The sequence below is a fragment of the uncultured Maribacter sp. genome (assembly GCF_963974015.1).
Classification (GTDB): Bacteria; Bacteroidota; Bacteroidia; order Flavobacteriales; family Flavobacteriaceae; genus Maribacter.
In genome coordinates, this window is the sequence record NZ_CAXBBZ010000011.1 from 1 (window position 1) to 14,565 (window position 14,565).

The 14,565-nt window shown below is 35.0% G+C and carries 17 protein-coding genes; 14 read left to right on the forward strand and 3 right to left on the reverse strand.

The genetic code is table 11. The annotated features are described in order from the left end of the window. Positions 1-79: 79 nt before the first annotated feature. The 11 genes from AACZ41_RS13295 (at position 80) to AACZ41_RS13345 (ending at position 10,125) form a co-directional block, all read left to right on the forward strand. The gene (locus tag AACZ41_RS13295) at positions 80-574 is read left to right on the forward strand and encodes an ATP-binding protein (protein WP_339629003.1); all 495 of its coding nucleotides are present in this window, start codon (positions 80-82) and stop codon (positions 572-574) included. A gap of 6 nt (positions 575-580) precedes the next feature. Next, positions 581-1,324, forward strand: a complete 744-nt coding sequence (locus tag AACZ41_RS13300) for a zinc-dependent peptidase (RefSeq protein WP_339629004.1) — start codon at positions 581-583, stop codon at positions 1,322-1,324. A 203-nt stretch (positions 1,325-1,527) separates the two neighbouring features. Continuing rightward, entirely contained in the window at positions 1,528-2,871 is a 1,344-nt protein-coding gene (locus AACZ41_RS13305) for an SWIM zinc finger family protein (RefSeq protein WP_339629005.1), read from the forward strand. A gap of 1 nt (position 2,872) precedes the next feature. Beyond that, positions 2,873-5,815: a DUF6493 family protein gene (locus AACZ41_RS13310; RefSeq protein WP_339629006.1), complete on the forward strand. Its 2,943-nt coding sequence runs from the start codon at positions 2,873-2,875 to the stop codon at positions 5,813-5,815. A gap of 28 nt (positions 5,816-5,843) precedes the next feature. Beyond that, positions 5,844-6,350 carry a DUF2314 domain-containing protein gene (locus tag AACZ41_RS13315; RefSeq protein ID WP_339629008.1) on the forward strand — a complete coding sequence of 169 codons (507 nt, stop codon included), beginning with the start codon at positions 5,844-5,846 and terminating at the stop codon, positions 6,348-6,350. A gap of 137 nt (positions 6,351-6,487) precedes the next feature. Then, complete coding sequence (locus tag AACZ41_RS13320) at positions 6,488-6,871, forward strand: DoxX family protein (protein ID WP_339629009.1); 384 nt, start codon at positions 6,488-6,490, stop codon at positions 6,869-6,871. Positions 6,872-6,974: 103 nt separating this feature from the next. After that, positions 6,975-7,319 carry a cupin domain-containing protein gene (locus tag AACZ41_RS13325; protein ID WP_339629010.1) on the forward strand — a complete coding sequence of 115 codons (345 nt, stop codon included), beginning with the start codon at positions 6,975-6,977 and terminating at the stop codon, positions 7,317-7,319. Positions 7,320-7,328: 9 nt separating this feature from the next. Continuing rightward, positions 7,329-7,733 (forward strand): group III truncated hemoglobin, encoded by a 405-nt coding sequence (locus AACZ41_RS13330; protein WP_339629011.1) that lies wholly within the window; start codon positions 7,329-7,331, stop codon positions 7,731-7,733. Between the two features lie 139 nt (positions 7,734-7,872). Next, positions 7,873-8,532 carry a transglutaminase-like domain-containing protein gene (locus tag AACZ41_RS13335; protein WP_339629012.1) on the forward strand — a complete coding sequence of 220 codons (660 nt, stop codon included), beginning with the start codon at positions 7,873-7,875 and terminating at the stop codon, positions 8,530-8,532. 96 nt (positions 8,533-8,628) lie between these two features. After that, complete coding sequence (locus AACZ41_RS13340) at positions 8,629-9,489, forward strand: phytanoyl-CoA dioxygenase family protein (protein ID WP_339629013.1); 861 nt, start codon at positions 8,629-8,631, stop codon at positions 9,487-9,489. Positions 9,490-9,537: 48 nt separating this feature from the next. Further along, entirely contained in the window at positions 9,538-10,125 is a 588-nt protein-coding gene (locus AACZ41_RS13345) for a hypothetical protein (RefSeq protein ID WP_339629014.1), read from the forward strand. A gap of 25 nt (positions 10,126-10,150) precedes the next feature. On the opposite strand, the gene AACZ41_RS13350 is transcribed toward AACZ41_RS13345, so the two are convergent. Then, entirely contained in the window at positions 10,151-10,387 is a 237-nt protein-coding gene (locus tag AACZ41_RS13350; RefSeq protein ID WP_339629016.1) for a hypothetical protein, read from the reverse strand. A gap of 514 nt (positions 10,388-10,901) precedes the next feature. Here AACZ41_RS13350 and AACZ41_RS13355 point away from each other — a divergent pair. After that, positions 10,902-11,561 carry a hypothetical protein gene (locus AACZ41_RS13355; RefSeq protein ID WP_339629018.1) on the forward strand — a complete coding sequence of 220 codons (660 nt, stop codon included), beginning with the start codon at positions 10,902-10,904 and terminating at the stop codon, positions 11,559-11,561. Positions 11,562-11,573: 12 nt separating this feature from the next. On the opposite strand, the gene gldC is transcribed toward AACZ41_RS13355, so the two are convergent. Both gldC and gldB read right to left on the reverse strand, forming a co-directional pair. Then, positions 11,574-11,909 (reverse strand): gliding motility protein GldC, encoded by a 336-nt coding sequence (gene gldC / locus AACZ41_RS13360; RefSeq protein ID WP_091626583.1) that lies wholly within the window; start codon positions 11,907-11,909, stop codon positions 11,574-11,576. Continuing rightward, positions 11,910-12,899 (reverse strand): gliding motility lipoprotein GldB, encoded by a 990-nt coding sequence (gldB, locus tag AACZ41_RS13365; protein WP_339629019.1) that lies wholly within the window; start codon positions 12,897-12,899, stop codon positions 11,910-11,912. Between the two features lie 58 nt (positions 12,900-12,957). Between gldB and nadE the strand changes: the two genes are divergently transcribed. Together nadE and AACZ41_RS13375 are read left to right on the forward strand one after the other, a co-directional pair. Continuing rightward, complete coding sequence (gene nadE / locus AACZ41_RS13370; protein WP_091626588.1) at positions 12,958-13,746, forward strand: NAD(+) synthase; 789 nt, start codon at positions 12,958-12,960, stop codon at positions 13,744-13,746. Positions 13,747-13,911: 165 nt separating this feature from the next. Further along, on the forward strand, positions 13,912-14,541 hold the full coding sequence (locus AACZ41_RS13375; RefSeq protein WP_339629021.1) for a response regulator transcription factor: 630 nt from the start codon (positions 13,912-13,914) through the stop codon (positions 14,539-14,541). Positions 14,542-14,565: the final 24 nt, after the last annotated feature.

Consider the following 14,565-nt stretch of genomic DNA (forward strand, 5'->3'; position numbering starts at 1 on the left):
TTTATATAATTATAGTATCTTCAAACTAAGAACCAAACATACGAGCCGAGACCGTAGTGAAAATTGAGAACCAAACCCCATGCTACACCTCATCGTTGGAAATACAGGATCCGGTAAAAGCACCTATGCAAATGCATTGAAAAAGAAAACCAAGGGGGTGCTCTTTTCTATCGATACGTGGAACAAGACCCTATTTTTACCGGACAAAACCCCAAACGACGGCCTAGAATGGTTTTTAGAGCGCATAGAACGGTCGGAGCACATTATCATGAACTTGGTGCAGCAGTTAGAGCAATCGAACACCGATAGCATTCTAGACCTAGGCCTTTCGAAATTTGCCCACCGAGAAAAGTTTCGGCAATTTGCTAAAGCCAATGACTTCAAAATAAAACTTCATTTTTTAGCTGTTTCTAAAGAAACGCGATGGCAACGCATACAACAACGCAATACCGAAAAAGGAGACACGTTCGAATTTGAGGTAACCCAAGAAAACTTTAACTTCATGCAAAATTGGTTCGAGCCACCCAGCAAAGAAGAAGTTGTTGGCGGTATCGTCATCACAGAGAAACCCTAATTTCATTTGAATATAAAACACCGGTTTATTGGTCTTTTTCTACGACAGAAAAGCAAACAAGAATGTCATAAATTTCTAAGCAAATGGAGCACCTATTATACAGGGCTATCCGAAAGCAATAAAAAATCGTTTGTAGTTAGAACGTTACTCTTCCTCTACACCACCGATTTTGACGCTAAAGAAGGTTTTGAACTCACCCTAGAAATGAAACTGGTGATCTGTAGTGCCTTTGTGCAAATTACCTTTGGCCTACGACAAGATGTGCTGAATATATTCAATGAAGTTTTTGTTACACCGACCTCCTACTCCTACACGGGTAGAGCTATCTTTTTCGACGGTGATGTAAACCTGTTTACCCAACGTGTAAATCTTTCGTGGCCTGCGGTAGAAAAAGGTTTTGTCATCACCGATGACGGTTTAAATATTGCCATTCACGAATTCTGCCATTGCCTAATTATCGAAAACGCCAAGCGCTCTTATCTGTCACGTACGTTCAACGAAAGTGACCTTAACACATGGAAGGCATTGGCCATTAAAAAAATACCAGCAGTTAAAGCCGGTGATTATAAAATTTTTAGGGAATATGGTGGCACCAATTTAATGGAGCTATTTTCCATCACCATAGAAACCTTCTTTGAGCAACCGCATGAGTTTTACTCCTATTCGCCTACATTCTATCGAATGACAGCGAAAGTTTTGCAACAAGACCCACGTAATAGCAAAAACCCGAAGGAATTAAGAAATGGGTAACCGAAGTATTAAAAGTTTAACCTAAAACGAAGCAATGACCAAAAATATTTTTGGCAGAACAATGTAAAGATGCTATTGAAGTTATTGAGTTATCAGAATTTCAAAGTTCCTTTAAAACCAAAAATGAGTATCTTTTTACAGACTATTTATGTCGAACAAGTTATCAGCTAATTAGATTTTAATACTAAACCAAATTTTACCGAATGTCAGAAACTTTAAATTACAAATACAATTCACTTTCTAGCATTAAAAAAGAACAGGGTAAAGAGAATTTATTATTATCAAAATTTAATGAAGTAGATAAAGGCAATTCCCCCTGTTTTTTCTGGGGTAAATTAAATAATCCATACGAATTATCAAGATGCCTCATAACCCTTTCAAATACGGTTCAATCTAGTTTCAACCTATCTCACTTTCAATTAGCATTATTAAAAGACCCTATCGTAACTGCTGGAAACAATCAAATTCGATTTGAAGGTTTTTCTCATTGCGCTGGTGTATATGCAAGAGTTGATGTACTGGAAAATGGACAAGAGGGTGAGTTTATTGAAAACGGTACTACCAATGTAGATTTTAACACCCCTTTGATTTCTGAGTTGGGTAAGATCAAAAAAAACGATGACCTTATTTTATCTGTTGGCCAAAAGGAAGTTGGCTTCCATAAAGAAGGCTCGAGTTTTATAGAAAAAAAAGTGCCTTTACCTAGTAAATGGATTAAAGGCCTTACAACGGTTCAACACTATTTTTCAGAATCAGATTATGCACAAACCCTAAATCGAATTCAAGCCATACAATTATTCAAAACAATACCTAATGGAAAAATAAAAACCGACTATTATTTAATAAATAGAGGTAGCAGGTATTTGTTTAGTCCTCTAAAAACTGCAAATGCCGTTTGTATTGGTGGTATTCATAGGTTGAAATTATTACAACCGCTAATCCCCTTAATTAATGAACTAAAAGTCTACCCACATAAAGACATGCAGTCAGTTACTTTTATTCTTTGTTTTAATGAATTGAATTTTGTTTTCTCGATTTCTAGAGATTTTTGGAGAGGTTTCTCTGGTGAAGGTGCCGCTCTAGAATCATTAATAGAAGATTTACCTGACTCCTTAATTCAAGCATTTGATAACTATTCATACACCAATCAACAGTTTAATCCTGCTTTAATGTCAGTTGAAGAAGGTATCGATATTTCGAAAATAGAAAAACTTTCGACCAAATTATCGGCAATGGGATTATTAGGTTTTGATTTAGAAAAAAACGGATTCTTTTATAGAAGACTACCATTTAAGTTAGATAGAATTTTATCGTTAAACCCTAGATTAAAAGGTGCTGAAAAACTACTTGAAGAAAATAAAGTTGAAATTACTTTAAAAAGGGATAATGAAATAGAAGCCAAGGTTGAAGGTAGTGGTGTACAACATTATGTTATTATAAAAGATGAATTGCAAAAGTGTACATGTACTTGGTTTAGTAAGAACCAAGGTGAACGAGGTGCATGCAAACATATTTTAGCTGTAATTAAAAAAGCAAAAGCGAATTAATATGCTTGAAAAAGAATTAGAAGAAATTGTATTAAAGGAGAAAGATATTATCCCTTTTTTAAAGAAACTCTCCCCAAAAGACAAGAGAGATCTTGTTCCCTTTTTAAAAAAATTTAAGGAAAAGATTTTTGAGCAATATACTGTAAAGAAAAAATCGAAATATGGTATGTCTTATACCAGCCAATACAACTATTCTGAAAAACAGAGAGAGTTAGTACAAAAAGCTGGATACGTTTGTTTTAATAAAACAGACATTAAAAAAGGATTTTTCAATGTTAGCTCTCTATCAGTAAGTGATGATTATTTAGAAAACATTATACCGTGGTATACCCCAAAATGGTTTGGTGATTTAATAAATGAAAACATGCCTTGGAATTTAACCTATTCGAAGGCAATTAGTCTATACAAAGACGGCCTATTAGAGCCATCGCATGAATTAATTCTGAATAAACTACCAAGCGCAATCATCGAATATAAGTGGGATGATAAAAAGCGCTTAAGTATCTATAAACCTGATGTACTACTAGAATACAAAGAAACCCTAGATGAGCACATTTGGTTTTTGTTCGAAGAGGAGTCTAGCATCAATAACTATTATAATTACTTACATCTAGAAAATTATAGCAAAGGCAATGACATTTGGATAGACACCATCGTTGACTTAACTAATGAAAATAAAATAAATAGAGGTAAAGTTTTAACAGCAACCATTTTCACTTCTACAAAAGGCTTTAATAAAACTTTAAGCGGGTGGTTTTTTGATTTACTACTTAAATTAAATCCAACACAAGATGAGATTTTAGCTTTACAAAATGAATTTTTTGCAGCGCTGAACTCACCACATTCAAAAGTTATAAATACTGTTTTAAAGTATTTTAAAACGGTTGCTGATCATAAAAAATTCAAGAGTGAGATTTTTATTGAGAATGCAACCATATTATTAAATTCTGAAACGAAATCTGTTGTTAATTCAACACTCATGATTTTGGAAAAAATCATTAAAACGCAAAAATCTTCTAGAGTTAATGGATGTTTAAAAGTGGCTGAAGCATTACTAAACGTTGATGATAAAATACAGTTAAGGGCTGCCAAAATAATTGAAAAATATGGTGATCCAAAAAATCAAGAACTGGTAGATGAAATTAATTTATATTCAAATACCCTATTTCATTCCCCAAATGAAATCTTAAAAGAATATCTAATATCAAGTCAAGACCATGATATTGAAGACCCAGTTTATGAGGTTGTAGAACCGAAAGTTATATCTGAGGAAAATAAAATTGAATCATATGAAACATTCGATGATTTAATTTTTTTTGTGAGTCAAGCAATTGACAACAATGAAGTTTATCATATCGATTTACTCTTAAGCTACTTACCGAAATTGAGTGTGCTCTTAAATAAAACTAATGTCGCAAAATTAGAGCCCATCTTCATTCGTTGCTTCGACCTTTCTATGAGCTTCGATTGGAATAGTCAAATTGGAAATTTAGAGGTAGAAGCAGCGTATTATATTAATGATTTTGCCAAGATATTATTGAAAAAATATCCGTCCGAACTTGAAAATTATAAAAAATACAAGACGGTTAAAATCAACAAGCTTAAAGAATTCAGAGACTTTAATTCTCAGTTAAAAGAGATTGAGAGTCAATCTATACCTGACTTTATTTATCAAATACATCATTCCATATTTATAAAATCTAAATCTTTTATTAAATATGGCTTAACCTTAGATTTGTTGTCTACACCAACGCATTTACCATGTTGGATAGACCCACAGATTTTTATAGAAAGAATTTTGGCCTTTCAAAATATTAGTGAGGAGTTTAACTTATATGATTTTCAAATAGCTATTGGCCGCTTACAAGCAGATATACTAAAAACAGATACTTTAAAAAACATTAATGAAATTAAGGATGATGAAATCATTAGTGTACTTAACTACCATTTTGGCTTAGTAGCCATTAGTAGCTGCAGTATTAATAGACCAGAATTTTGGATACAGAGTGTATTGAGTAGAAATAAAGAGATTGAAATTACATATTTTCAAGAACAGATTGGTAATTCTCTAGTAAAAGAGAAAGGCACTTACGATTGGCAATGTAATTCAGTTGAACATTTTTATAAAGAGTATGATTATGCACAAAGTAAACAGGTGCAGAAAAAAATGATTAGAAAAGAATTAAAATTTAGAAATTTTAATCTTCAAAATAATGACCCAGACTCTATTATTTCAAATCTTAAAAACATTTTTAATTTTAAGAAGAAAAGCTCAAAGGTTAGTAGTATCTACAATTTTATGTATTTTAAAAAGCAACGGTATTATACTACAATACGACCAAATGATGACGTAAAGTTTTTATTTCTCTCGCCGAATAACCCTAGTATGTTCTTAAGTCAAGTTATACATAACAACTTAAAAGAATCTACATTTTCAGATGAGAGCAGTAAAAAAAATATGATTAATTTACTGAAAGGTCTTTATGAAATTTGGCATCGAAGCGATTATAAAGAATCTACCTATTTATTTTTAGCCTCAGGTATTTTATGCAGTGATAAGGTCGCAAGGGAGCTTTCTGCAGAAATATGGATTAAAGCAAATTTTGAGAATAAAATCAACAATGAACATTTAGGTGCAATTGTCGGAAAATTAGAATCGGGAGAATACGCTCCGCTTAAACGATTTACAGATTTATTATCCACAAATCTTTTTAATGTTTCTAGAGCACAAAATGAATCTTTATTTGTTTTTTTAGACCATATGATTGGCAGCATGAACAACACTCCAATTAGGGGTATTAAAAAGTTATTAGAAATGTTTCTAGAACTAAAACAAAGTTTTCCGCAAATTGAAATTAGTGAACCAACAAAAGTTAAGCTGAATCTATGGAAAGAAACAAAAACGCTAAAATCTATAATAGATAAAATTGAAATACATTTCTAGATAATAACAAACAAACCTTTATACACCTATGAAAATAATAGTTACCTACATCGCAATCGCACTTCTAGTGCTTTCATCGTGTAAAGAAAATAGGCCTTCAAAAGTAGAACGCGCGGGTGAACCTAATGTCTACAATGTAAAAAATGACAACGCCAAAATGAACGATGCCATTGAAAAGGCTAAAAGTTCGATGCAAGAATTTACTACTGCGCTTGAAAGCGATAATCCTGATTTCGGTTTTTTTGCCCTAAAACAGAAATTTGAAACTAATGATGGTGGTAGTGAACATATTTGGATACAAGACATTCAGTTGATTGACTCCGATTTTATAGGCATTGTCGGTAACGAACCGGTGTATACCAATGCGATAGCATTAGGGGATACGATTACCGTCGACCCCGACAAAATTAGTGATTGGATGTATTATGAAAATAATTTGATTGTAGGCGGGTATACGATTCGAGTGCTACGCGATGGATTATCAGAGGAAGAAAAAGCGCAATTCGACGCTGAAAACGGACTCCTATTTAAATAAACCGATAGCACTTTCTATTTTCGATAGCAGCACATAAAAATATCGCAAAATAAACCTAGACCTACCTTATCTAAAACATCGGTATTTAGAAATTTCCAGTACATGGTATGTATAATTTTAATTAAGATCTTACTCGTATGGAAACTGTAAAAAAAATACCTAAAGGCGTTATGTGGACTTCTTATATGCTACAAGGCATCGTTGTTCTGCTATTTTTAATGGGAGCAGTAAATAATTTGTCACAAACGGAAATGGCCGTAGAAGGTGCCGTGGAATTTGGCTATCCTGAAGATTCAGTGCTATATCTTGGCATTATTTTATTTATCTCTACCGTTCTGTACGCTATTCCTAAAACGACCTTTATTGGCGGACTTTTATTTACTGCTTGGCTTGGTGGTGCAGTCGCTACGCACGTAATACATAACGACCCCTTGACCAACATTCTTTTCCCCGCTATCTTCGGAATACTCGTGTGGGCAAGTATTTGGTTGCGGAATGAAAAGTTGCGCGCATTGTTATAATTTATATCTGTGCCATGGGTATTTTTGCCTTGCAAATTAGAATACTATGAGAAGAATCATAGTTTAAAAATATGCTTGTTATTATCATTGCAAAAACATTTGTATGAACATTGCATCATTTAGAGAAAACCTAGATTTCAACGACACTAAAGTGGTCATAAAAGTGCTATTGGAAACTTCATTCTCTAAAGAAATACGCATTTTAATGAAACAAGGACAAGTGATGAAAGAGCATAAAGCGCCCTTTCCTATTATTGTACATATCTTAGAGGGTGAAATCGCATTTGGCGTGGAAGGCAACGTGCACGATTTAAAACAAGGAGCGATGCTTACTCTTGAAGGAAACATTCCACATGATCTGACCGCAACTACAGACAGTATTGTGCGGTTAACACTTTCAAAACAAGATACCGCCGACCGTGTAAAAGACGTTGTAGCGAAATCATAAAAGAATACTATGAACGATATCACCAATAGAGACGATGTAGGCGTATTGGTACATACATTTTATGGCAAAATAAGGGAAAACGAAATGCTGGGCCCTATTTTTAATGGTCATATTACCCATGAACAATGGCCAGCACACCTGAGCAAACTCACCGATTTTTGGGAATCTAACCTTTTTGGGGTCCGCACGTTTAGAGGGAGCCCTTCAGCCAAGCACGTTAATGTCGATAAAAACCTTAACCATACCATATCACAGGCTCATTTTGCCCAATGGCTACAACTGTGGTTCGAAACTATTGACGAACTTTATGAAGGGGAATTGGCCACTAGAGCAAAAGATATGGCCCGCAGAATGTCTACAGGGCAGTATATTCACATTTGGCAAAACCGACCCGAGGAATATAGAAAAGGGTAGTTCTCAGTTGACCGTAACAATTATCGGTAGGCGACAGGTTTTAAACTTGAATTTGTATCTTAGAGACTACAACGTTCACGAGAGATCCTATTATAAGAAGTATTGAGCCCGTATTACTTTTAAATATGAAAATCAAATAATGCAAGATTCTAAAATTAACACTGTAGATTATCTTTCACCTACTTATTTCTTTGACTACGAGACCATAGAAATTCAAAATCTAGTCGCCGATTTTACCCAAGATTCTATATCTGAACAAGAAAAAGCCATACAGCTTTATTTAAAAGTTCGAGATTCATGGCGGTATAATCCTTATACTTTAAGTTTTACAAAAGAAAATTACAGGGCCAGTGTAATTGCCAAACGCACCGAAGGGCATTGCATCGATAAATCGATAGTATTGATCGCCTGCCTGCGCGCTGTTGGTATACCTTCTAGAATTCACTTGGCCAAAGTTAAAAACCATATTGGTGTAGAACGATTAATAGAAAAATTCGGCTCTAACGAACTGACCCCTCATGGTATGGTCGATGCCTATATCAATAACAAATGGCTTAAACTTTCACCGACTTTTAATACATCGTTATGTTCTATGCTCAACGTGGCACCTTTAGATTTTGATGGTAAAAACGATGCGGTATTACAAGAATTCAATAAAGAAGGTAACTTGTTTATGGAATATCTTGAGGATTATGGCCATTTTGAAGATGTACCCGTTGAATTTATGGTTAAAAATGCACGTGAGCATTACCCACATATTTTTGACAAAGATGTAACCCAAACTGAATTTAAGCTGTAGGTTCGATACGCCTGCATCGCTAAATAATTGATATTACATGTAACGGAATCCTCAAATTTCGTAACTTGATAATCCTCAACTTAAAAAATACCGTGCATGGAACGCATTACCAACCCAGATTCTGGTAGCCATCGTAGAATAGGCACTAACTACATTATCAATGAAAAAGAAATCGAGCAGTTTCATGAACTCGGCTATGTCGTTATAAATGATGTATTGACCGAAGAAGAGATGCAGTTTCTAGATCCATGGTTCGACCATTTTGTTTTAGGAAAAGAAGCAGAACACATGAAGAAAGATTTTTGTGATATGTCGCAACCCTATGGTACACCTATGGAAGATTTTCAATTGGTGAATGCTATGTTGCCCAGTACCTACCGTAAAGAATTAGAAAATAACATCTACCATAAAATAACACAACGTATAGCGGACCAATTGTATAAAAATGGAAAATCGGCGATGGATTACGAACAATTCTTAGCCAAAAAACCAAGTAAAAAAGGTGCCGAATTTGCCATGCACCAAGATTTAGGCTACTGGCCAAAAACAGAAAATACGTGGACAGCTACCTTTTCTCTAGCGCTTACAGATTCTGACCTAATTAACGGGTGTTTACAGGTATTACCGGGCACAAATAAAGAACCGGAATTGCGCAAGCATTTCCCTAAGTCGTATAGTAACGAAAGAAAAGATGGCAAGGTTTCACGAGATGAAAGCCACACCTTAGTGATCGAAGAACGTGAAGATGATAAAATTGTTTACCTACCCGTAAAAAGAGGCAGTATGACCATACACGACGAACGTATTGTACATGGTTCTGCAGGTAATGAATCGAAAGAATGGCGCAAGACCTATGTTGCGGCATATAGAGATATTGACACCATTGCAAAAGAACGTGCCATCGGCTTTACGCATTCACATAACGATGTGGTGAATTGGGATAATATTATCATTTAGGAATTCACTTTTTCTGTATTTTCGATACCTATTTAAACCCTACATTACTTGAAAAAATACACTTTATTATTATGCTTTTTATGTGCTACTGTGTTCCTTTTCGGCCAAGAACCGATGGAATGGAATCCAGATTACGAACTTCAACTTAGTGACTACCAGTCTCCCGAATCGGAGATCGATCCATCGCTTACCTCCTATTCTATCTATTCGGGCTCTAAAATCGATTTCAGTTTTAATATGAACTCGGTGTCTTTTATGTTCACCAAAAATTTCAATAGCAAGGTTAGAGCCATTTTTCAAAAAAATCTAGCGGTGTTGATCGCTCCAGATTCGGTAACCGCAAATCAGCTATTGCTCTTTGGTAGGTATGATTTTGATTTGGTAGAGCTGTATGCCAGAAAAATACGCAAGAAGATTTATGAGGAAAAAGGTGCTTTTAGCGACTCCAAATTATTTCAGCCTATTTTCAACGAACTTCAAGAAGAAATGAATACGGTAAGTGCACAAGTTTTTAAGGCCACCAATTTCGGTAAAGATACCGTGATGCTAAAAAAAGAGCACAATAAGGTAAAACAAGAGATAAATGCCCTATCCGATTTTTGTCTTAGTTGTAAACCTAAAAAATCAAAAGACTAAGTACTAGTAATAAACTTCGATTGAATTAAGCCATTTTAGGTTTGTTAGCCTTAGTAATGAAATTCAATTCCTTTTTAATTTTAGAATTTTTTGATTTGTACAAACGTGCTACTTCCGTTTTAGCTTCAAGGTTTAACTCGTACGTTGTTCCAGTTACGATAGTCATTTCAATAGCTTCAGCTTTTACATCGGTGTCAGCAGTTTGTGCTTGAGCAGTGGTTCCTAAGAAGATGATAAAAATGATTGTTACTATTGTTTTCATGACTTGCGTTGTTACACTTAAAGAACGCAATAGCCCTTCAATCACTAGGTTGTGAATCGCTCAAAAACACCTTTTACTCGTTACGTTACACGTACCTAGATAAAGTGCAAAATCTTGTCGATAAACGACATCGCACCTAAAAACACCTCAGCGATAAAAGGTGTCGTTAACCGATGTAGATAACAAGCATATTTGTCATAACGGTTCTTCTTAAAAGAATTTATTAGCAAAAATAATGGTCAGTTCGAGTGAATTTTGGAGGTACGATAAAATTTGTAACGAGAACCATGCATTTTCCAAACCTGTTTTAGATACCTGCCTGCCTGCGGGCAGGTAATTTTTCCTTTACGTTTCACTTCAACTAAAAAACACTCGAACCGACATCTCAAGATTACAATACTTAATTGTCAATTGCTAAATTCCATTTCAGCTAGTAAAATCTACAGTTCGGTTTTTTAGATTTCAATGATATGCACTATATATACATTTTTGAATAACGATCAACCAACCTACCATGGAGAACACTATTAAACTATTCATTTACATACACGCCTTTTTTGGCGGATTAGGACTTATTACCGGAATAGGTAGTATTCTAGTACGAAAGGGAAATCTACATCACAAACGTTTAGGCAAATGGTTTACCTGGTCGATGATCATTAGCTCTGCGATATCTTTGGTAGTCGCAAGAATGCCCGATCACATTAATAACTTTTTATTTTTAATCGGTATTTTCACCATATACATGGTATTGGCAGGTAACAGGGCACTCACTTTTAAATCGGTAAAAAAGACAGAAGCCAATATAATAGATAAATTAGTTTCGGGCATTATGGCCGCTAGCGCATTATTGATGATCGGTTTTGGCATCAACGGACTCATCCATGAGTTTTCGCATAGCTTACTGTTCCTTTTCTTCGGATCGATAGGCGTGTTCCTACCTTATGGAGACTATACATTATTCAAGAAAACTTTAGAAAACAGAAAGCTATGGCTAATTAATCACCTTAGTAGAATGCTTGGTGCCTTAATTGCGTCGATTACAGCATTCATAGTCGCTGGAATGAAATACGATACCCTTTGGGCATGGATGATCCCGACCGTTTTAGGAACCGTTTATATCATCTACTGGATTAAAAAAGTAAAAGGAACACTAAAGCCAAAAACAGCGTAATACTACCTGTTCTTATTCCTTCAGATTTAAGTTCTCTGCGAAGTATTCACAGAAATCTTTCATGGTGGCCGTCATTTTTTCATCTTGGGTAGCCTTCAAAAAAGTATCGGATAAAGAAACCAACGTCTGATGGAAAAAAGTTTTCATTTCATCAACAGGCATATCCTTCGTCCACAGGTCAATTTTCAAAGATTCTTGGTTCTTACTGTCCCACACAGATAAAAGCATTGCTTTTGCCTCCTGATTTTCTATACCACCGTCTTGAGCAGACCAGTTCAATGTTTCAGGAATTCTATTTTCATCTAATCCTACTCGTAAAGTTATTTCTGAAGTATGTAAATCTGCCATTTAATTTCTCGGTTTGTAATTTGATTTCTTAAATATTTCTTCCTCTGGCATGGTCAATAATTGTTTCAAGCTTACGTCATTATTTTCCATAAACGCTTTAACAATTTGCCAACCAACATATCGCCCTAGTCTTCCGGGAGATTCATTATCAAGCTCCAATCCGAATTTTGAAAACGGAGCAGGCTCTAAAAACCGTTGATTCAATTTATTATCGGTACTATATAAATATTCATTTTCAATGAAATTTCGCCACATAGGCTCTTCATTGGCAATTGCCCACGTTAAATCTTCCTCAGAATAACCTATTCTTTTGCGCTCTTCTACATTAGGCATCAGCTTATCTTTCAAGTATAATTCTTTACCGAAATAAATCATTCGGGCAAGAAAAGTTCGGTCTCTTGGTCGTGGCACTACTTGTTTGGCAAAAGCACTGGCAACATCACTCACCAAATAACTACGGTCTAAAGATTGGGCTATATAACGCTGAAAACCCCCATAATACTTATGCTCAGGACCTAGGTAATTATCAAGGCTTACAAACAAAATACTATCTGTCAATATAATTCTGTTATTGTAATCGACATCATTCGTTACCGTAATAACCTTTGGTACCTTATACTCTGGAAAATAATATTTGATGTGCTTAAATAGTTGTACCAAACCTTCTTGCTCATCTTCAAAACTCTGAAAAGCATTACCCACTTCTTGAAAAAGTTCTATTTGAAGTGAATCTTCCATTTTGGCAATCCACACACTATCTGGCGCCGGAAATAGATAAGGGTACGTTTTGCGTAATGCCGTTAAGCCTTTTTCACCAGCCGATGCAAACTCACGATCAAATCTTGCGATTTTAAGATCTATCGGCACAGCCTCTATTTCTTGCGCTACCTTATCACTATCATTACAGCTAAAAAGAATGAGAAAAACTGATAATAGTATAAAAATAGGTTTGACCCTAGCAAGTATTTTACAATACATTTTATTATTCACGGTGTTCAACTTATTTTTAAGGCAAAGTTAATTGATTTTAATAAATAATTGGAACGGTATGCAGACTGAAAAGGTAATTGACCACATTGTACAATGGTTAAAGGATTATGCTACGAATGCAAAACAAAAAGGTTTTGTTATCGGTATATCTGGGGGAATAGACTCTGCAGTTACTTCAACACTTTGCGCCAAAACAGGATTAGACCTATTATGTTTGGAAATGCCGATACACCAAGCAGCAAACCAATCTGATAGGGCATCAAGACATATAGAGTGGTTACAGAAGAATTTCAAGAATGTTAGTAGACGTGAGGTAAACCTTACTCCTGTATTCGATAGCCTTGTTGATGCATTCCCTTCTGTTGAAAACGAAGAAGAACGTTTTATGTCATTAGCCAACACTAGGGCTAGACTTCGTATGACGAGCTTATATTATTTTGCCGCATTAGAGCGCTATTTAGTTGCAGGAACAGGAAATAAAGTAGAAGATTTCGGGGTAGGTTTCTATACTAAATATGGCGATGGCGGTGTTGATCTAAGTCCGATAGCCGATTTAATGAAGACTGAAGTATACAACATTGCCGAAGTTTTAGGTATTAATGAAGAAATTATTAAGGCTGCACCTACCGACGGACTTTGGGGTGATGATAGAACTGATGAAGACCAAATCGGTGCCTCGTACCCTGAACTAGAATGGGCCATGAACATGAAAGACGAAGGCAAAACAATCGATGATTTTGAGGGTAGAAAACAAGAGGTTTTTGCTATCTTCATGAGATTGAACACTATGAACAAACATAAAATGTTACCAATTCCCGTTTGTGAGATCCCAAAACACCTTAAATAACAACTCATCTAAGAATCAAGTAATTAAATCGAATAAATAGCGTTTAATTATTCGGTAACAGCAAAATAGTGCAACTTTGACTTCTAATTTAGAATTTTAAGCCTTACATTGCATGTTGTCTTTTCAGACAAAAAAAGGTCGCTAAAATCTATAAAAAAATATTTAATGATCAAAGTTTTAATAGCGGACAACCACCCTATAGTAAGAATGGGAGTAAGGAAGGTTCTAGAAGCCGCTGAGGGTTTTGAACTGATCGATGAGGTAGCAACTACCGAAGAACTTTTCGAAAAACTTAAAGACACAACCCCCGATGTAGTCATGCTAGAAATGGATATTCCTGAAATAAATGGAATAGCAGCATTACGAAAAATTAAAAAAGATTACGCTGACGTAAAAGTACTTATGTATAGCGGTCAATCTGAAGATGTATATGCCCTTAGCGCCATTAGAGCAGGTGCTTTCGGTTATTTATCAAAATCATCTGGTGTAGAATATATTACGGCAGCAGTAACGAAAGTAAGTGAAGGCAGTATGTTCATCACCAATGAATTGGCACAACGCCTTGCTTTTGATGAAGGCACTAAAAAACCTAGAAGATTCTTTAGAAAACTTTCTACTAGAGAAATAGAAGTCTTAAAACTTTTAGCTAGTGGTAAAAGAAATAAAGAAGTTGCTTTAGGTTTAAACCTAAACGAAAAAACAGTTAGTACCTATAAAGCACGTTTAATGAAAAAATTAAATGTTGATAATATGGTGGATTTATTACAGCAGGCAAAAGCGCTTGAATTGTACTAAATTCATACAACTGTCATAAAATAA